The 18,282-nt window shown below is 62.9% G+C and carries 15 protein-coding genes and 1 pseudogene; 6 read left to right on the forward strand and 10 right to left on the reverse strand.

Going from position 1 to position 18,282, the window contains the following annotated elements; translation table 11 throughout:
* Positions 1–135: 135 nt before the first annotated feature.
* Positions 136–2,819 (reverse strand): annotated as a pseudogene (gene acnA, locus PGC08_RS11730) (aconitate hydratase AcnA).
* A 275-nt stretch (positions 2,820–3,094) separates the two neighbouring features.
* Here acnA and PGC08_RS11735 point away from each other — a divergent pair.
* The gene (locus PGC08_RS11735) at positions 3,095–3,286 is read left to right on the forward strand and encodes a hypothetical protein (RefSeq protein ID WP_009884405.1); all 192 of its coding nucleotides are present in this window, start codon (positions 3,095–3,097) and stop codon (positions 3,284–3,286) included.
* A 69-nt stretch (positions 3,287–3,355) separates the two neighbouring features.
* Here the strand turns inward: PGC08_RS11735 and PGC08_RS11740 are convergent, their stop codons facing one another.
* Positions 3,356–4,669 carry a class I SAM-dependent RNA methyltransferase gene (locus tag PGC08_RS11740; protein WP_271708457.1) on the reverse strand — a complete coding sequence of 438 codons (1,314 nt, stop codon included), beginning with the start codon at positions 4,667–4,669 and terminating at the stop codon, positions 3,356–3,358.
* A 6-nt stretch (positions 4,670–4,675) separates the two neighbouring features.
* Positions 4,676–6,586, reverse strand: coding sequence for an APC family permease (locus PGC08_RS11745; RefSeq protein WP_271710066.1), 1,911 nt, complete (start codon positions 6,584–6,586; stop codon positions 4,676–4,678).
* 136 nt (positions 6,587–6,722) lie between these two features.
* On the opposite strand from PGC08_RS11745, the gene PGC08_RS11750 reads away from it, so the two are divergent.
* Positions 6,723–7,394: a potassium channel family protein gene (locus tag PGC08_RS11750; protein WP_009884402.1), complete on the forward strand. Its 672-nt coding sequence runs from the start codon at positions 6,723–6,725 to the stop codon at positions 7,392–7,394.
* Entirely contained in the window at positions 7,391–8,056 is a 666-nt protein-coding gene (locus PGC08_RS11755) for a potassium channel family protein (protein WP_271708458.1), read from the forward strand. The genes PGC08_RS11750 and PGC08_RS11755 overlap by 4 nt, the downstream gene beginning before the upstream one ends.
* Positions 8,057–8,098: 42 nt before the next feature.
* Here PGC08_RS11755 and PGC08_RS11760 read toward each other — a convergent pair whose 3' ends face one another.
* Genes PGC08_RS11760 through dut form a run of 3 tightly spaced genes read right to left on the reverse strand, consistent with a single transcriptional unit; the run spans position 8,099 to position 9,831 of the window.
* Complete coding sequence (locus PGC08_RS11760; RefSeq protein ID WP_271708459.1) at positions 8,099–8,473, reverse strand: OB-fold nucleic acid binding domain-containing protein; 375 nt, start codon at positions 8,471–8,473, stop codon at positions 8,099–8,101.
* 5 nt (positions 8,474–8,478) lie between these two features.
* Complete coding sequence (locus PGC08_RS11765; RefSeq protein WP_271708460.1) at positions 8,479–9,351, reverse strand: DUF3710 domain-containing protein; 873 nt, start codon at positions 9,349–9,351, stop codon at positions 8,479–8,481.
* Positions 9,352–9,357: 6 nt separating this feature from the next.
* Positions 9,358–9,831 (reverse strand): dUTP diphosphatase, encoded by a 474-nt coding sequence (gene dut / locus PGC08_RS11770; RefSeq protein WP_271708461.1) that lies wholly within the window; start codon positions 9,829–9,831, stop codon positions 9,358–9,360.
* Between the two features lie 64 nt (positions 9,832–9,895).
* Here dut and PGC08_RS11775 point away from each other — a divergent pair, with 64 nt between their 5' ends.
* Complete coding sequence (locus tag PGC08_RS11775) at positions 9,896–10,351, forward strand: DUF3093 domain-containing protein (protein WP_271708462.1); 456 nt, start codon at positions 9,896–9,898, stop codon at positions 10,349–10,351.
* A 135-nt stretch (positions 10,352–10,486) separates the two neighbouring features.
* On the opposite strand, the gene PGC08_RS11780 is transcribed toward PGC08_RS11775, so the two are convergent.
* Complete coding sequence (locus tag PGC08_RS11780; protein WP_092107696.1) at positions 10,487–10,786, reverse strand: DUF4193 domain-containing protein; 300 nt, start codon at positions 10,784–10,786, stop codon at positions 10,487–10,489.
* 286 nt (positions 10,787–11,072) lie between these two features.
* On the opposite strand from PGC08_RS11780, the gene PGC08_RS11785 reads away from it, so the two are divergent.
* The gene (locus PGC08_RS11785; RefSeq protein ID WP_198396379.1) at positions 11,073–11,300 is read left to right on the forward strand and encodes a hypothetical protein; all 228 of its coding nucleotides are present in this window, start codon (positions 11,073–11,075) and stop codon (positions 11,298–11,300) included.
* Between the two features lie 112 nt (positions 11,301–11,412).
* On the opposite strand, the gene PGC08_RS11790 is transcribed toward PGC08_RS11785, so the two are convergent.
* On the reverse strand, positions 11,413–12,519 hold the full coding sequence (locus tag PGC08_RS11790) for a ferrochelatase (RefSeq protein WP_009884394.1): 1,107 nt from the start codon (positions 12,517–12,519) through the stop codon (positions 11,413–11,415).
* Positions 12,520–12,771: 252 nt separating this feature from the next.
* Between PGC08_RS11790 and sepH the strand changes: the two genes are divergently transcribed.
* Positions 12,772–13,845: a septation protein SepH gene (gene sepH, locus PGC08_RS11795; RefSeq protein WP_096145631.1), complete on the forward strand. Its 1,074-nt coding sequence runs from the start codon at positions 12,772–12,774 to the stop codon at positions 13,843–13,845.
* Here the strand turns inward: sepH and cydC are convergent.
* Together cydC and cydB are read right to left on the reverse strand one after the other, a co-directional pair.
* Entirely contained in the window at positions 13,820–17,263 is a 3,444-nt protein-coding gene (gene cydC, locus PGC08_RS11800; RefSeq protein WP_271708463.1) for a thiol reductant ABC exporter subunit CydC, read from the reverse strand. The genes sepH and cydC overlap by 26 nt on opposite strands.
* Positions 17,260–18,282: a cytochrome d ubiquinol oxidase subunit II gene (cydB, locus tag PGC08_RS11805; protein ID WP_271708464.1), complete on the reverse strand. Its 1,023-nt coding sequence runs from the start codon at positions 18,280–18,282 to the stop codon at positions 17,260–17,262. Before cydB ends, cydC begins: the two co-directional genes overlap by 4 nt.

Genomic DNA, 18,282 nt, shown 5'->3' on the forward strand with positions numbered 1-18,282 from the left:
CGTCTCCTGCCCGACCGTACACAAAGGGTATGGACACCCAGCTATAGCCACCCGAGCACGACGAAGGCCGGCGGGATGTTCCCACCGGCCTTCGTCAATCAGTCCTGATTACCGTTCAATCAGTCCTGATAATTATCAGGCAGTCGCGAGCTGACGCAGCACGTACTGCAGGATGCCGCCGTTGCGGTAGTAGTCAGCTTCACCCGGGGTGTCGATGCGGACCACTGCGTCGAAGTCGACGGTGGTTCCGTCTGCCTTCGCCGCCGAGACCTTGACGGTCTTGGGGGTCTTGCCCTCGTTGAGCTCGGTGATGCCGGAGATCGAGAAGGTCTCCGTACCATCGAGGCCCAGCGAGTCAGCCGACTCGCCGGCGGGGAACTGCAGAGGAACAACGCCCATGCCGATGAGGTTCGAACGGTGGATGCGCTCGAAGCTCTCGGTGATGACAGCTTCGACGCCGAGGAGCTTCGTGCCCTTGGCCGCCCAGTCACGCGAGGATCCCGAACCGTATTCCTTGCCACCGAGGATGACAAGAGGGGTGCCGGCATTCGCGTAGTTCACGGATGCGTCGAAGATCGAGGTCTGCGGACCGCCCTCCTGCGTGAAGTCGCGGGTGAAGCCACCCTGGACTCCGTCGAGCAACTGGTTCTGCAGGCGGATGTTCGCGACGTGCCGCGGATCATCACCTCGTGGTTGCCGCGACGCGAACCGAAGGAGTTGAAGTCCTTGCGCTCGACACCGTGATCGATGAGGTACTTGCCGGCCGGAGTATCAGCCTTGAAGGAACCTGCTGGCGAGATGTGGTCGGTGGTGACCGAGTCGCCGAGCTTCGCCAGCACGCGTGCACCCTTGATGTCGGAAACAGGCTCTGCTTCCAGGCCCATTCCGTCGAAGAAGGTGGGTTTGCGCACGTAGGTCGACTCATCGTCCCACTCGAAGATCGCGCCTTCTGGCGTCTGCAGCGCCTTCCAGCGGTCGTCACCTTCGAAGATCCGGCCGTATTCCTCGTCGAACATATCTGTCGAGATCGACGAAGCGATGACCGATTCGACCTCTTCCGGCGAGGGCCACAGATCCTTGAGGTAGACGTCCACGCCTTCCGAGTCCTGGCCCAAAGGCTGGTTCTCGAAGTCGAAGTCCATAGTTCCGGCCAGAGCATAGGCGATGACCAGTGGAGGCGAGGCGAGGTAGTTCATCTTCACATCGGGGCTGATGCGGCCCTCGAAGTTACGGTTGCCGGAGAGAACTGCACTGACCGCCAGGTCGTTGTCCTGGATGCTCTGCGAGATGTCGGAATCGAGCGGACCGGAGTTTCCGATGCAGGTGGTGCAGCCGTAGCCGACGACGAAGAAGTTGAGTGCCTCGAGGTCCTCAATGAGGTTGGCCTTCTTGTAGTACTCGGTGACGACCTTCGACCCCGGTGCGATGGAGGTTTTGACCCACGGCTTGGAGTTGAGTCCGCGCTTGCGGGCATTGCGTGCCAACAGGCCTGCAGCCAACATCACCGAAGGGTTCGAAGTGTTGGTGCACGAGGTGATCGAAGCGATCGCCACGGCACCGTTGGCCAGTTCGAAGCTGGATCCGTCGCCTGTGGTGACGGGAGCCGAGTTGTTCTCTTCGCCGGGCTTCGCGTAGTTGTGGATGTCCTTGGCGAACTGGTCCTTCGCGTCGGAGAGTTCGATGCGGTCCTGCGGGCGCTTCGGTCCTGAGATCGAAGGCACAACGGTGGAGAGATCGAGCTCGATGTACTCCGAGTACTCGACTTCCTTGCTCGGGTCATGCCACAGGCCCTGGGCCTTGGCGTAGTCCTCGACCAGCTGGATCTGCTCGGCCGAACGACCGGTGAGCTTCATGTAGTCGATGGTCACTTCGTCGATCGGGAAGATCGCAGCGGTCGAACCGAACTCGGGGCTCATGTTGCCGATCGTGGCGCGGTTGGCCAGCGGCACGGCGGAGACGCCCTGTCCGTAGAACTCGACGAACTTGCCGACGGCTCCGTGCTGACGCAGCATGTCGGTGATCGTGAGCACGACGTCCGTTGCGGTCACACCGGAGGGGATCTCGCCGGTCAGCTTGAAGCCGACGACGCGAGGGATGAGCATTGAGACGGGCTGGCCGAGCATGGCTGCCTCTGCCTCGATGCCGCCGACGCCCCAACCGAGCACACCGAGGCCGTTGACCATGGTGGTGTGGGAGTCGGTGCCGACCAGGGTGTCCGGGTAGGCGCGGAGAACACCGTCGACCTCACGCGGCATGACGACGCGTGCGAGGTGCTCGATGTTGACCTGGTGAACGATGCCCATGCCTGGAGGAACGACCTTGAAGTCGTCGAAGGCCGTCTGGCCCCAGCGCAGGAACTGGTAACGCTCACCGTTGCGCTTGTACTCCATGTCCATGTTGAGCTCGATCGCTTCGGCTGTGCCGAAGTTGTCGATCTGGACCGAGTGGTCGATGACCAGCTCGGCCGGAGCCAGCGGGTTGACCTGCTCGGGCTTTCCACCGAGCTCGACGACCTTCTCGCGCATTGTCGCGAGGTCGACGATGCAGGGCACGCCGGTGAAGTCCTGCATGACCACACGGGCGGGGGTGAACTGAATTTCCGTAGCCGGTTCGGCACTGGGATCCCAGTTGCCGAGGGCTTCGATATGCTCCGAAGTGATATTCGCACCGTCTTCAGTGCGCAGCAGATTCTCCATCAGCACCTTGAGGCTGAAAGGAAGCTTCTCTGACCCTGGGACCTGATCCAGGCGATAGATCTCATAATCCGTATCGCCTACGGTCAGGGTGCTCTTCGATTTGAACGTATCGACGTTGCTCATCGTGATTCTCCTGTTTCATCCGACACTCATCCAAGAAACCGGGCAAGCCCGTGAGCCGCGCACCGATTTACGCGACACAAATGTTTCCAAAAGTATCTTGACGTCAAGATAAATTCTATCTCATTTGGCCGCCCTTGACCACCTTCTGACGGTGGCCTGTCGGTGAACTGAGAATCGGGTTTTCCCCAAGCGAGCGTCCGGACAACTCCAGCGCGGAGCGGCGTCGAAGAACCCTAATCTGGAGTCATCTCAACAGCAGCGAGCAAGGAGCTCTCATGGACCCGTTCACACTCGGAGCCGGATTCGGATTCGGCGCACTCCTCGTGGGCATCATCTTCGCCGTCATCTGCCGTTCCCTAGCCGACGAGAAGGGCCGCTCCTCCGGATGGTGGGGGCTGTGGGGCTTCCTGACCACTTTCATCGCCCTCATCGTCCTCATCCTCCTCCCACAGCGGTCCCAAGTCTGACCTCCCCCGCCGAGGTGGGAACGCGTCAACCCCTCACCCTCGCCGAGGTGGGCCGTCGTCCCGCAACTGTCACCGTCTGAGGACGGTGACAGTTTCCACGTGTGAGGTGAGTGGGAACAGGTCGAAGCCGGAGAGGCTGTCAATGGCGAATCCACCGTTGACCAGGACCGCGAGGTCCCGAGCCAGGGTGGCGGCGTCGCAGGAGACGTAGACGATCGTTGTCGCGCTCGATTCGATGAGTGCCCTGGTGACGGCTTTACCGGCGCCGGCACGCGGCGGGTCGAGGATGATGACGTCTGAGTTCGGGATCTTCGCCCGATCTGCCCGGGACGCATCGAAGTTCGCGGTGAGGCCCTTCGCGTTGACTTTTGCGTTCTCGATGGCGGACTTCGCACCTTCGACCCCATAGAGTCGTGCACCGGTGGCGGTGGCGGCACTGATTCCCAACAGCCCGACACCACAGTAGAGATCCGTGATCATCTGCGTCTGGTCGCTGAGAGCGGAGTTGACCTTCTTACTCAGCAGCCCCGGAGCCTGTTCGTGGACCTGCCAGAATCCGTCGGCCGCGACCCGGTAGTCACGCCCGGAGACCGTTTCGATCAGCTGGTCCTCTCCCCTGACCACGGCCAGCTTCGAGTGTCCGCCCTTCGTTCCGGCTCCCTTGCGGCCGGTGCCGTTTCGCGCGTCTGCGAGAACTGACCACTGCGAGGGCAGGATCTGCGCCAGCTCGGAGAGCACGGAGGGATCACAGTCACCGCGCACGATGGCGGCTCCACGATCACCGGCCCAAGCGAACTCAAGTCGATCGGCACCGGGCAGGCGCAGTGAGGACAGGGCCACCTCGGCGATGGCAGACGTTGCCAGTGGAGCGGCGGTCAGCGGCACGATGTCGTGGGAGCGCGGTGCCAGCATGCCGAGGCGACCGTTGCCGTCGACGGCCAGCTGCACGCGGGTCCGCCAGTTCAGGCCGGTGGTCTCCCCCGGTGCGGCCGCCACCTCGACGCTGCGGTCGATGTGGCCGATCCGGGAGAGCTGATCGCGGAGGACTTCGGCCTTGAGCTCACGACTGTGGGCGAGGTCGACATGGGCGAACTCCATCCCGCCGAAGAGCGCCCCGGCGTCGGCGCCTTCTGTGAGGAACTGCGAGCGACGGTCATCGACTCGGAATTCCGAGGCGTCGAGGACCTCGGTGACATCGGCGCGCAGGAACTTCGCCTTCGGCCCGGCTTCGGTGCGAGCACGCACTGTCTCCCCCGGGATGGCTCCGGTGACGAAGACGACCTGCCCTTCGTGGCGCGCGATGCTGCTGCCGCCGGCGGCCGGGCTCTCGATGTGAAGGGTCAGATCCATGGCCGGTATCGCTTCGGCTGAAGGTGCGCTCATCGGTGTTCAAGCCTGTCTGTACAGTGGATTGTCGTTGTCGGGTCCATCGCCGTCGTACTGCCGGGAGAAGGAACGCAACCGCCAGGGCACGGAGACCACGACGACGTTGGGGACCAGCAGCAGACGAGTGCGCAGCTTCAAGGCTACTTGGTTGTGCAGGATGTGTTCCCACCAGCGCCCGACGATGAACTGGGGAATGTAGACGATGACAAGGTCACGCGGTGATCGGCGGCGGATCGCGAGCACATGTGCCAGCAGCGGCCGGAGGAGCTCCCGATAGGGTGAGTCGAGGACCGTCAGCGGCACGGGCAGCGCCATCTCGTTCCACTGCCGCTGCAGCGCGCCAGCCGACTCCTCGTCGACGGCGACGGTGATCGCCTCGAGCTGACTCGACCGTGCCACCCGCGCATACGACAGAGCTCGCAGCGTCGGTTTGTTGATCTCATTGACGACGACGATCGCGTGGGTGTTCGACGGGATCGTGCGGGAGCCCCCGTCCGCTTCAGGGGCCAGTTCCCGGGCAACGCGAGAGTAGTGACGATGGATTGCGCCCATGATCAGAAACAGTCCGGCCATCGCAGCGACTGCCAGCCAGGCACCGGCGAGGAATTTGGAGACGATGACGACGAGCAGCACACCCGAGGCGATGATGCACCCGGCCCCGTTGACGAGGCGGTTGAAGTGCATTCGCACCCGCGCCTTCGAGTCGATGACCAGTCGCAGACGCTTGTTCCAATGCAGGACCATGCCCGCTTGACCGACGACGAAGCTGGCGAAGACACCGACGAGATAGAGCTGAATCAGCGTCGTCGCCGAGGCCCGCGTTGCGATGACGAGCAGGATAGCGGCGAAGGCCAAGAGCAGGATGCCGTTCGAGAACGTCAGCCGATCGCCCTTCGTCGCCAGCTGCCTGGGCAGGAATCCGTCGCGTGCCAGTCGAGAAGCGAGACCGGGAAATCCTTCGACCGCGGTGTTCGCGGCCACGATGAGCACGAGCGCCGCGACGAGCACAACGAGGTAGAACATCACGGGTGCATTGTCGAAGATGGCATCGGCCAGCTGCGCGAGCACCGGTTCCTGTTCGTATTCGGCGCTGACCGCACTGCCGTCGGGTCGCATCAGGTAGAGGTGCGGATCGTCGACGTATTTGACCCCGGTCACCGACGCCAGATAGGTCAGACCGGTGAGCATCAGGGCCGCCAGCAGGCCGGAGAGCAGCAGGGTGTTGCCGGCGTTCTTGCCGCGCGGCTTCTTGAATGCGGGCACCGCTGTGGCCACTGTCTGCACACCGGCCAGTGCCACCGAACCCGAGGAGAAGGCGCGCAGGACGATGAGGACCGTCGCCAGCCCGAGCGTGGCTTCGTTGTTGATTCCGGTGTGGACAACGGTGTAGTCGGCCGTCTCCGCCTGCGGGAGGTCTCCGGCGCCGACCCGCAGCAGGCCCACCAACATGGTGAGGAATACAGCACCGAGGAACAGGTAGGTCGGGACGGCAAGCAGCACCGGGGTGGCGCGTGAACCACGCAGTCCGGCCAGGGTGATGAGCAGAATCCCGATGATCGCCACGGCGACACGGTATGGGGCCAGAAGTGGGAAGGCCGTGGTGATGTAGGCGGCGAAGACCGTCATCGACACGGCCAGGGTCAGCACATAGTCAACCAGCAGGGCCGCGGCGACGACCAGACCGGCACGGGGCCCGAGGTTCTTCGACGCGACCTCGTAGTCGCCGCCGCCCGAGGGGTAGGCCTTGACGTTGATGCGGTAGCAGGCGACGATCACCAAGATCACCGCGCCGACGGCTACACCGATCCAGGGCGCCACAGTCAGAGCGACAAGAGATGTCAGTGACAGCGCCAGCAGGATCTCGTCGGGGGCGTAGGCCACGGACGAGAGCATGTCGGAGGCGAAGACGGGCATTGCGATGCGCTTCTTCAGCGCAGGCGCACGCCTGTCCTCACTGCGGAAGGGCCGTCCAACGAGTAGTCTTTTGACGGCATCAGAAAAACTGCTGGCCACGGGCACTAATGGTAGATCAATGCGGAGAGGATTACCCATGCACTTCGTGATTATGGGCTGCGGCCGAGTCGGAGCGTCCTTGGCCAAAGCCCTCGATGCCAATGGGCACTCGGTGGCTGTAGTCGATCGCAACCCCGATGCGTTCCTCAAGCTCGGCAGGGAATTCAGCGGTTCCACTATCACCGGCATCGGGTTCGATCGTGAGACTCTCTCCCAGGCGAAGACGTCGGACGCCTACGCCTTCGCCGCCGTGTCCAGCGGAGACAATTCCAATATCCTTGCCGCGCGTGTCGCCCGGGAGACCTTCGGCGTGGTCAACGTCGCGGCCAGAATCTACGATCCCAACCGTGCCCAGGTGTTCGAACGACTGGGCATTCCGACCGTGCCCACAGTGAGGTGGACGGCCGACCAGGTGATGCGCAAACTCGTTCCGCAGGGATCCATCACCGAATTCCGCGAGCCCTCAGGCAGGCTCGTGCTCGCCGAAGTTCATCTCGATCCCGGCTGGGTGGCCAGGCCGATCAAGGAGATCGAGACCAGGACCAAGGCACGGGTCGCCTACGTCACCCGCCTATCCGAGGGCATCCTCGCTCACGAGGATCTGCTCCTCCAGGACGGGGATCTGGTCCATCTGATGTGCCCGGTGGACCGCCTCGGCGAGATCGAGAAGATCCTGGACCAGCCGGTGCGAGCAATGGAGGAAGAATGAGAGTCGTCATCGCGGGGGCCGGATCCGTCGGTCGGTCAGTGGCTCGGGAGCTCCTCGACAAGAAGCACGCCGTTCTGCTCATCGATCAGAGCAAGGAGGCTCTGGGCCATGAGCGCATACCGGGAGCCGAATGGCTGCTCTCGGATGCGTGCGAACTGGCGGGATTGGGTGAGGCCAAGCTCGAGGAGGCCGATGTCGTCGTGGCCGCGACCGGTGACGATAAGACCAATCTCGTTCTGTCTCTGCTGGCGAAGACGGAGTTCGGTGTGCCGCGCACCGTTTCGCGGGTGAACAACCCGAAGAACGAGTGGCTCTTCGACGAGAACTGGGGCGTCGACGTGGCAGTGTCGACACCACGACTGATGACCGCACTCGTCGAGGAAGCTGTCGAGGTCGGCGGCCTGGTGCATCTGATGAGCTTCGAACGCGGTCAGGCTGGTCTGATGGAGTTCACCGTTCATGAGTCGTCCGCGCTCGTCGCCTCACGGATCGGCGAAATCGCCTTCCCCCTGGACACGGTGCTCGTCGCGGTCATTCGCAACTCCCGGGCATTCGCGCCCAGCGCCGATGACGTGATCGAGGCCGGAGACGAGCTGTTCTTCCTCTCCTCACCGGATCAGGAAGGCGCGCTGCTCGAACTGCTGCAGGCTCCCGCTCGATGAGCTCACGCGTGATCGTCGCGGGTCACTCGAGGTCGGCTCAGCTCACTCGTGGTCGTCGCGGGTCTGAATCAGCTCGTAGACCGGATTGTGGGCCTTCAGCGCTCCGTCATGAGCACAGAAGCGTCCTTCGAGGACGATCAGTGCTCCGGGCCTGATTCCGCTGATCTCGCGGCGGCCCAGGAACTGTGCATGGACCTCCCCGGTCCCATCGGCAACCGTGATGTGCAGACGGGGGCTGTCGCCGCTGCATGACTGTGTCACTGCGCTGACGACACCGGCGATCCTCGACATCTTCCGAGCGGTCAGATCCTGCACGCTGATGACGCCGGGAATCTGGGACACCAGTCTCAGATCGGCCCGCGCCTCGGCGTCCCTGGACCCGAAGTCACGCACAAGGCGTGTGATGAGATCCAGCATGGAACTCAGCGGACCTCAGTGATTTCCGGACCGCGTTCGAACGGGTTGAACTCGTCCTTGTCCTCATCCTTGGTCTCAGAATCACCGTCGACCTGTGGCGCGGTGAGCACGATGAGCTCACGCGGAGCCATCGCCTCATGTCCTCTGTCGACGACGACGCCGCGGAAGAGTGCGCTGAGTTCGGATCGGATCTCTTCGTCGGTGACGGCCTTGCCGGAGAACACCGCGCGGACGAACCAGCGTGGACCGTCGACTCCGGCGAAGCGCATGGCACGTTTGCCCGGGCGACCGTCTTCGGTCTTGGCCGGAACCTCGACAGCAAGCTCCCTGCCCAGCGAGGTGTGCAGCTCCGAGGCTTCGCCGCCCTGTGAGGTCACTCCGGTCGCCAACTGTTTGCGAACGGTATTCCACAGTCCTTCCGAACGTGGGGTCGCGAAGGCCTGCAGCTGGATTCCCCCGCCTTCATGGATGAGTGTCACTGCCAGCACCCGCTGGGAGTCGTCGTCGGTGTCCAGGCGCACCTGCATGCCGTCGACGACCGGCACCTTGAGAGCACCCAAATCAAGCCGGTTGAGCTCAGGGAACTCCTCCGCGGCGTCGAACGGGCCCTTCTCGGAACGGTCGAAGGGAGCGGACTTCTCGAGCAGGGCCTCCTCGTCAAGTTCGTCGACGTCTTCGTCGTCTGTCGGGCCATCAGAGTCTTCGTCAGAAGTCGAGCCTGCAGACACGCTCGAGTCGGTCTCGTCCGAATCGGCTTCGGTTGAGTCTTCGGTATCGGTGACATCTGTCACACCGTCGTCGACGTCGTGTTCCTCATCGACGGTGTCGTCGATCTTCTCAGCGGAGGATTTCTTGGAGAATCGGGAGAACAGTCCCATGGTCGTTCACACCTCTTTCTCGGTCAGACCTGATTGCACTCCACCTGTGGAGCCGAAGCCCCCTGCCCCGCGATCGCTGTCGTCCAGCGATTCGACCAGAGTGAAGTCTGCTTGTTTGATTTCTTGGATGACGAGCTGGGCGATGCGGTCTCCGCGCGAGACGCGCAGAGGCGTCCGCGCATCGAGGTTGATCAGCGGCACCTTGATCTCACCCCGATAGCCGGCGTCGATCGTGCCCGGAGCATTGACTACGGTGACTCCGTGTCTGCTCGAGAGTCCCGATCGCGGATGGACGAATCCTGCGCAGCCGACTGGCAGGGCAACCGCGATCCCAGTGGGCACGACCTTCCGTTCAAACGGTTCGAGGACGAAGTCGATCGCCGAGCACAGGTCGGCGCCCGCATCGGTCGCGTGCGCGTAGGAGGGAGGAGCCATACCTGCATCAAGCAGTATGAGGTCAATCTTCAGGATTTCTGCCACAAAGAAGCACTCTAACGCCGAAGCCTGAGCGCTTCCAAAAAGTCCGTTATGGGAGAATGGCCTTATGACAACGACTCAACCCGAAACACGCGTGGTCTACACGGAGAAACTCGGTCCCTCCATCGGCATGTGGATTCTCATCGTGATCGCCGCGGCTTCGACCGCACTCATGGTCCTCCCAGTGTGGACGGCCGGCACCATCATCCTTCCAGTGATCAGCTTCGTCCTCTTGGCGTGGTGGCTGCGTTCGCTCGGGATCTCAATCATCGTCACCGAACGACAGCTCTTCGTCGGTGATGCGCATATCGATCGCCGATACGTCACCGATGCCACCGGCTACGACGCCGAAGATGCACGGACTGCCCGAGGAACGGGTCTCGACGCTCGGGCATTCCTCATGCTGCGTCCCTGGGCCAAGTGCGCTGTGCGGATCGACATTCACGATGAGAGCGACCCGACTCCCTACTGGCTGGTTTCGAGCAAACGTCCGATGGAGCTCGCCGCGGCCCTCAAGCCCTGACACTCACGCCAGCCCGAAGACTCACGCGGTGCGCAGTTTCCTCGACAGAGGAGCTGACGCACCGGGACTGAAACGGGCCGAGACACAGAAACGCGCCCCGACAAGGGCGCGTTCTTGTATCGTTCGACAGTCGCTTCAGCCAGCGCAGTCCGTGCAGATCGGGACTCCACCCTCTTCGCTCGCCAGCTGCGAGCGATGGCGAACCAGGAAGCATTCCATGCAGGTGAACTCGTCATTCTGCTTGGGCAGCACTCGAACGGAGAGCTCTTCGTTCGACAGGTCCGCGCCGGGAAGTTCGAACCCTTCGGCAACTGCTGTCTCGTCTTCGTCAATCTTGCTTGCCTGCGCCTGCGAGCGTGAAGCCTTCAGCTGTTCAATCGAATCGCTTTTGATTTCATCGTCTTGCTTACGAGGTGCGTCGTAATCTGTTGCCATATGGCTCATCGCTCTCTGTCGGGTGTGCTGAAGAGGATTTTCAACCCCTCTCGCCAAACGTGTCCCCAGCATTGTGCACTGTATGGTTGCGGTTGGCAAGATCAGATCGTCCATGTTCACAGTGATTCTCGTCACTGATGAGTCGCTTCGTGACAGCTCGCACATACGACTCTCGAAAAGCTCTGCGAGAATACATAAGTCGAATAGCGCCGATAGCATTTTTTCGGTGAATGAAACTGGGTTCGCCCCAAGTATGGGAGGCGGCCCGAGGAAGGACGGATACACGATGAGTGAATTCGCAAATCAACTCGATACCAGGATCGACGATGTCCGTCATCGCATTCATGAAGCCCGGTCTGCGGGGGACGACTACCTCGTCGAGACCCTGATCGACGACCTGCAGAATCTCTTGGAATTAGCCGATCGCAACGATGTGGACACCGGTCCGATCGCGGCGGTCATCACAGCAGAGACCGGAGCGATTCCGGTCATTCCCGCACCTGAAGAGTCCTGACTCCCGGAGAAGACTGACACCGAGAATCCCTCCCCTGCGCAACTGGCAGAGGAGGGATTTCTGTTGTCTGAAGAGCGCTCTGGTTCCCGAAGAGCGCTCGGGACGCTTGAGCTCAGGCTGGCCAGTTGGGTTCGGTCGCTCGTTCGATGCGTCCTCGGCAGCATTCGATGCTGCACGCGCCGCTGCCGGGAGTCAGCGCTGTGGAACCGGCAATGACAGGGGCAGCTGTCTGCTCACCGCGAAGCTGTGCGATTCTCTCCTCGACGAGGTCGACGAGCCCGGAGACGAACAGGGGATGAGTTCCGACTGTCGCAACGCGGGTGAATGCGAAGTCGAGTTCGGCAGCAGTCTCCTTCGCTTCGGTGTCGAGGTCGAAGGCAACTTCCATGTGATCGGAGATGAAGCCGATCGGCACGAGGACGACGCCGGTGACCCCGTCTTCGGAAAGCTCCCTCATCCGATCATTGACATCGGGTTCGAGCCACGGGACCTCTGGGGATCCCGAACGAGAGCAGTACACCAGCTCCGCCGGAAGTGCTTCGGATTCCGAGAGTCCCTCGAGGAGGTGGGCCATCAGCTCTTCGTGCTGCGCCTGGTAGCCGCTCGTCGCCACCGCAGAAGCGTCCTGCATGACGTTGGGAATGGAATGCGTGACGAACAGTATCCGATGCTTCCCAGCATCTAGAGCCCCGACCTGCTTCGCAAAGTCGACCAGCCCCTCCTTCAGAAGCAGAGCGCAGGCCTGGGCATACCCAGGGTGGTTGTAGAACTGTCGGATCTTGTCGATCGTGACTGTCGTGCCCTCGGCTGACAGTTCCTGGATCGTCTTGGCGAAGTCCTCCCGGTACTGACGGCACGATGAGTACGACGAGTACGCCGAAGTGTCGATGGACAGAAAACGTGTTCTTCCTGCCTCTGCCTCGGCACGGACCTCGTCTGTCAGGTACGGCTCCCAGTTGCGATTGCCCCAAATCAGTGGAGTATCAATTCCGCGGCGTTCGAGCTCTTCGCGCAATGCCTGCAGGAGCGCCTTGTTCTGATCGTTGATCGGCGACTTTCCGCCGAAGCCATAGTAGTGCTCACCGACTTCTTCGAGTCGCTCCTCCGGTATTCCGCGACCGGCGGTGACGTTTTTGAGGAAAGGGACGACTTCTTCTGGAGCCTCCGGTCCCCCGAAAGACATGAGGACGAGAGTGTCAATGGGTGCAGTCTTATTCACAGTTACTGATTTTACAGCCAGTAGAGATGCCGCCCCCGTTGTCCATACAGTGAGTCAGTTCCTCTCACCGTTCAGACCAGAGATCGGTTCATGGACCGATAGCCCTCTGGCCGTTGCCGATTGCGCGCTGACTGTTGCCGATGGCCCGCTGGCCGTTCGCGGTGGGCATTTCGCGACTCGCGCGCAAATCTGCCCAACACGCGGTGCCGAACGTGACACGATGCAGGGAGACGCGATAAAGGAGCTTAAGGCATGCGTGAACTGATCTTGAACGGAGTCGACGCCGACGGCACACATCTGCTGCTGAACGACGAAAACGGGCTGCAGTATCGATTGGCTCTCGACGAAGCTCTGTACGCCGCTGTCCGCAAGGACCGCACCACAGTCAAGCCCGAGACCCCTGTGCGCCCCCGGGACATCCAGGCGATGATCCGCGGCGGGATGAGCGCAGAGGAAGTCATTGCTTCCACAGGTGCCGATATCGAACAGGTCCGCACCTACGAGCGACCAGCCCTGGCCGAACGCGCACACACCGCGTACACCGCCAGCCAGCATCCGATCTATTCCGATCATGACCCCAATGGCGACCCGACTCCGCTGGTGGAGCTGTGCCAGACCCGTCTGGCGATGCGCGACGTCGACATCGAGACCATGGATTGGGATGCGTGGAAGCAGCAGGACGGCAACTGGTACATCCAGCTCAGCTTCACTGCCGCTGATCGGACTCGCACGGCCGGATGGAATTACTACCGCCGGTCACTGACACCCATCGACGACGAAGCGAAGTGGTTGGCAGATTCCGGTCCGACGGATACGGGCCCCATCCCGAACTACGGTACCGGCGCCGAACGACAGAAGAACACCGAGGAGATCGACACTCCGCCCGCTCCTCCGGCTTCATCCGAGCCCTCTCCCGCCGCCCGCGACCACCAGGCCGAGACCGGCCGGATCTTGGAGAATCTGCGCAAGCGGCGTCGCCATGAGGAAGAGGACGAACCCCGAGGTCGGCTCCGCGCCGTCACCGAGGACCCCGAGACCCACCCACAGGGTGCGCACACCGCACCGGGTCGGCCGGAGGACGCGACCGATGACGAGGTCTTCGCCTTCGAAGGTCCTTCGAGGCCGGACCCGGACGAACCTCAGGAACCGACCCAGGAGGTCGGCAGATTCGATGACGACAACCAGCTGTCTCTGCTCAATGAGCCTGGAGTCAGCGAAGATTCGAATCAGTACAAGGACCCTGAGTCGAAGGCGAAGTCGAAGAAGAACAGCCGCGCATCCATTCCCAGCTGGGACGAGATCATGTTCGGCTCGAAGCGCGACTGAGTTCGTCTCCCAACTCGACCAGTCGATCGCCCTCAGCGATCAGACTGCGATCGTGAGTGACCATCACAACGGCGTGTGAGTCCAGGCTCATCCGCAGATCAGCCACCAGCCGATGAGCCATCTCATCGTCGAGGTGAGCCGTCGGCTCGTCGAGGACGATCACTTCGGCCCCGCTCAGGATCGTCCTGGCCACGGCCAGCCGCTGACGCTGCCCGCCGGAGATGTCAGCACCGTGATCGCCGACCCACAGGTCCAGGCCAGCGGCATCTGCCCATTCGCCGAGGCCAGCGCGGGTCAGAGCCTCACACATCTCCTCTGTGGTGGGTGTGCCCGAACGTGCGATCGCGAGATTACCTCTCACCGTCGACCGGAAGATGTGCGCCTCCTGGGGACACCACGCAATCCTCCCTGCGAGGTCTGACGGTGCAAGGCTGAGCACATCCGTCTCGCGGCCTGCTTCGTCTTCGGCACGATAGCTGCCGGTCCACGGGTCGAGGAAGCGCAGGAGCACGCTCAGTGTCGTTGACTTGCCCGTCCCGCTGTCACCGTGGAGAACCGTCCACTGCCCCGTCCGAGCACGCAGATCCACGTCTTCAACGACGGGGCCGGCTTCCCATCCGACGCTCATGCTTTCCAAATTGAGGGCGGTGAAGGAGCTGCCAGCAGCACGCTCGCCCCCGTTGCTCGCCCACGTGCCGTTCTCGTTTGAGCTACAACGTTCCGACTGGGCCGGTGGCATTGCGGGGAGACGGTCGAGAACGACACCGAGGCTCGGCAGCGCACGGAATGCGAGCATCGACTGTGAGAAGACATCCGCGCACCCCAGCGCAATGAGAACGACGACGGCCCGGATCTCGGTCGGTGCCGATGAGGTCAAGGCGATGAGCACCGCGGCCCCGACCGTGCTCAGTTGCAGCCAGAGTTGGGCGATGCCGAGGTGGTGGGACGAGCGGCGCTGCACACGGCGCAGTTCCTGCTCTTCGCGGCCCAGTGCTGTCAGAACCGTGCCCACGCCGCGATTCGTTCGCAGGTCCGCTGTGGCATTCAACGCACGTGCCAGGACAGAGAGGATCCGGTTGCGTGCAGTTCGGACGCCGCGGGCCAGACCGCTCTCACTCCTGATCACGGCTGCCGGCAGCAGGATCAGGTTGAGGCCGCCGAGTATCAGGAACACCGGCAGCGACGCCGGGTCGAGGGCCCAGGCCGCGATGAGCACCGCGATGAAGACCAACGCCGAGGCGATTGGTGGGAACAGCGTCCGCGGAATCAGATCGCGAACATCATCGGCATCGGAGACCATGGTGCGCAGTGCGGCATCGGAGGTCAGCAGCTTCCGGTCCCCCATTCCGACCGCTTCGAAGTGCTCCCACAGACGGGAGCGCAGCCTGCCCAAGGAAGCGAATATCGCCGAGTGCAGTTTGAGGCGACTGAGATAGAGCAGCACGGACCGGCTCAGCCCGAAGAATCGCACCCCGACGATGGCGACGAGGAGAATCATGATGGGCGGCTGATAGGAGGCCTCGACGATGAGCCACGCGGAGACCGCGGTCAGTGCGATCGCGGCCAGACTCGAGGCACACGATGCGAGTAGCGCGATGATCATATTCGGTGTGAACAGAGGCATGCTCGAACGCAGGAGCGACCAACGGCGGCGAAGCTTCGCCCGCGGTTCTTCCGCTGCGAACTCACGGTTCGCCGCCGCCGTGTCTGTGCCCTGAGTCCCATCCTCCGATGACGGGACGGCAGGAACTTCCCCGCCCGCCGCAGACGCTGTCTCGGACACATTCGCAGAAGCAGGCTGGGCAACCATGCCCGAATCTGCGCTCCGAGCACGGGTGTGCGCAGTCGCCGAGTTGCGGAGTGCACTGCCGAGTTCATTAGGTCTGCTGGGCACGATCTCGTCCCCGGCCAGTGCGACGACACGGTCGTCATGGCTGGCCAGGATGACACGCACACGCGTGGCCGCCTCGGCGATCATGCCGATGATGATCTCCGAGTTCTCATCGTCGAGGTGGGCGGTCGGCTCATCGAGGACGAGGGCTGTCGCATCATCGTCGATCAGATGCTGGACACGGACGAAGGCGAGTCGACGAAGCTGACCTGGACTCAGTGCCGAGGTCGACAGGTGCGTGTCCACGGGCAGTCGGGCACGGCTCAGAGCGGCAGTCTGCAGATCATGTGGGAGACCGTAGACATCGAGTTCAGCCCCGATCGTCGCGCCGAAGAATCGTGGAGCCTGCGGGACGAACGCAACTCGGCGAGGTGCCACTGTGGTGCGGGCCTGGGCGGGCAGGTTGCCGGCCAGGGCCGAGAGAATCGTCGATTTTCCCGCGCCTGAGGGCCCTCGAACAGCGGTGATGCCCGGAGACTCCCGGAAATCACCGGACCACTCGATCGTCGTCCGATTCGGGTACACGACCCGGTGACGGACCTCCGTCGTCTCGTCATGGGCCTCGGAACTGGTCGCACTGTCCCGGTCTGGTCCTTCTGGTGGCTCGCTCTCGGTGCTCTCGATCAGCGCATGTGCCCGGGCTTGTGCCTCACGGCCGTTTTCGCTGGCGTGATAGCCGGCCCCCAGCTCACGCAGAGGGGTGAAGCACTCGGGTGCCAAGAGCAGGACGAAGAGACCGGAGCTCAGGTCCATGGTTCCCGAGACCAGTCGCAGGCCGATGACGACGGCGACCAAGGCCACGGAGATCGTAGCGATGAGTTCGAGGGCGAGGCTTGAAAGGAATGCGATGCGCAGCGTTGCCAGGTTGGCGCCGTGGTACTTCTCCCCCAGGGCTCGCAGCGTGCGCGCGTGATCCCTGGATCGGCCCAGGCCGATGAGCACGGGCAGGCCCTCGGCCAACTCGGCGAGGTGATCGGACAGGCGCTCGAGTGCCGTGGTGCTGGCCGCCGTCGATTCCTCGGTGAAGCGGCCGATGAGGATCATGAAGATCGGAACCAGCGGCAGACACAGGGCGATGATGACCGCCGAGAGGACGTCGGTGAAGACGATGCGCACAAGCAGCGTCACGGGAACCACCGCCGCCGCGGCCAGTGCCGGCACCACAGTTGTGAAGTAGTCGTCGAGGTCGTCGATACCACGAGTGACGGTGACTGCCGTGTTCATGCGAGGCTGACCGCGCCCGGTCAGCAGCGAGGAGAGGATCGAGGACCGCAGCCGCTGTTTGTTCACCGCTGCCAGCGACGTGCCCAGGCTGTGATCTGCCCAGAGGTTCACTCCGCGCAGTGCCGCTCCCAGCAGTCCCAGCACTGCCCAGACTGCGACAGGGCTCGTGCCGATGATCAAACGCACCAGAGCCTCGGCGATGAGCACGCTGCCGACGGCACGCGCCAGTGCACTGAACACGGAGAGGCAGAGTCCCCGCCGGCCACCCGGCAGATCGAGCAGGATCCGCAGTGGCGAGCTCATGATCTGATCGCGACCGGAACGCGGTGTGCCTCCGGGATGTGGGTCTCGGCGATCCGTCCCAGGAACATGCGGTAGCTGAAGATCTGGTAGGCGATGATGATCGGCAGGAAGACGGCGGTCACGACCAGCATCACCGTGAGGGTGTAGTCCGATGACGAGGCCGAGGCGATCGTCAGCGAGTTCGCCGAGTCCAGTGTTGAGGGCAGGACATTGGGATAGGCCCCGGCGAACACTGCGGCCAGTCCCGCCACGAGGTAGCTCCCGTGGAGGGCGAAGGCTCGCTTCTCTGCCCCGGAACGCACCGCGAGGTACGCTGCCACCAGCGCGATCACGGCGACGACGACTAAGGCAATGAGCCACGGACGTGCGGTGATGGAGAGCCCGAACCAGATGAGGAAGCCGATCGACCCCGGCAGCATCAGTCTCCGCGCCCACCGCTGAGCCTTCTCTCGGATGTCGCCCTGAGTCTTGAGCCCCAGGAAGATCAGACCGTGGACGAGGGCGAAGCCGACCCCTCCCAGGCCGCCCAGGACCGCGGGCCATCCCATCCAGGCGAAGGCTCCGCCGACGATGTCACCGTTGTCATTCAGCGGCAGCCCGCTGGAGGTGATGGCGAGCATGGCACCGATGAAGAACGCGATTCCAGCCGATCCCACGGCCATCGCCCAGGTCCAGAAGGACTTCCATGCCTGACTGTGCCCCTTGCCGCGATATTCGATGGCGACGGCGCGGAAGATCAATGCCAGCAGGCACAGCGTCAGCGGTATGTAGAGGGCGCTGAACAGTGAGGCATACCAATGTGGGAAGGCTGCGAATGTGGCCCCGGCCGCGGTGACCAGCCACACTTCGTTGCCGTCCCATGTCGGCCCGATCGTGTTGAGCAGCACCCGCTTCTGCCGTTCGGTACGGCTCAGCACCGGCATGAGCATCCCGACGCCGAGGTCGAAGCCGTCGAGGAACAGGTACCCCATCCACAGGACGATGATGAGGACGAACCAGATCGTGGCGAGAATTTCCAT

This window comes from Brevibacterium sp. BDJS002, assembly GCF_028201555.1.
GTDB lineage: Bacteria > Actinomycetota > Actinomycetes > Actinomycetales > Brevibacteriaceae > Brevibacterium > Brevibacterium aurantiacum.

Excerpts from the sequence above, each read along its gene's own strand:
- sepH (WP_096145631.1), top strand. The coding sequence starts at position 12,772 with ATGCGTGAACTGATCTTGAACGGAGTCGACGCCGACGGCACACATCTG.
- PGC08_RS11775 (WP_271708462.1), top strand. The coding sequence starts at position 9,896 with ATGACAACGACTCAACCCGAAACACGCGTGGTCTACACGGAGAAACTC.
- PGC08_RS11735 (WP_009884405.1), top strand. The coding sequence starts at position 3,095 with ATGGACCCGTTCACACTCGGAGCCGGATTCGGATTCGGCGCACTCCTC.
- PGC08_RS11745 (WP_271710066.1), bottom strand. The coding sequence starts at position 6,586 with ATGCCCGTCTTCGCCTCCGACATGCTCTCGTCCGTGGCCTACGCCCCC.
- cydC (WP_271708463.1), bottom strand. The coding sequence starts at position 17,263 with ATGAGCTCGCCACTGCGGATCCTGCTCGATCTGCCGGGTGGCCGGCGG.
- PGC08_RS11750 (WP_009884402.1), top strand. The coding sequence starts at position 6,723 with ATGCACTTCGTGATTATGGGCTGCGGCCGAGTCGGAGCGTCCTTGGCC.
- cydB (WP_271708464.1), bottom strand. The coding sequence starts at position 18,282 with ATGGAAATTCTCGCCACGATCTGGTTCGTCCTCATCATCGTCCTGTGG.
- PGC08_RS11785 (WP_198396379.1), top strand. The coding sequence starts at position 11,073 with ATGAGTGAATTCGCAAATCAACTCGATACCAGGATCGACGATGTCCGT.
- PGC08_RS11765 (WP_271708460.1), bottom strand. The coding sequence starts at position 9,351 with ATGGGACTGTTCTCCCGATTCTCCAAGAAATCCTCCGCTGAGAAGATC.
- PGC08_RS11760 (WP_271708459.1), bottom strand. The coding sequence starts at position 8,473 with ATGCTGGATCTCATCACACGCCTTGTGCGTGACTTCGGGTCCAGGGAC.
- PGC08_RS11740 (WP_271708457.1), bottom strand. The coding sequence starts at position 4,669 with ATGAGCGCACCTTCAGCCGAAGCGATACCGGCCATGGATCTGACCCTT.
- PGC08_RS11755 (WP_271708458.1), top strand. The coding sequence starts at position 7,391 with ATGAGAGTCGTCATCGCGGGGGCCGGATCCGTCGGTCGGTCAGTGGCT.
- PGC08_RS11780 (WP_092107696.1), bottom strand. The coding sequence starts at position 10,786 with ATGGCAACAGATTACGACGCACCTCGTAAGCAAGACGATGAAATCAAA.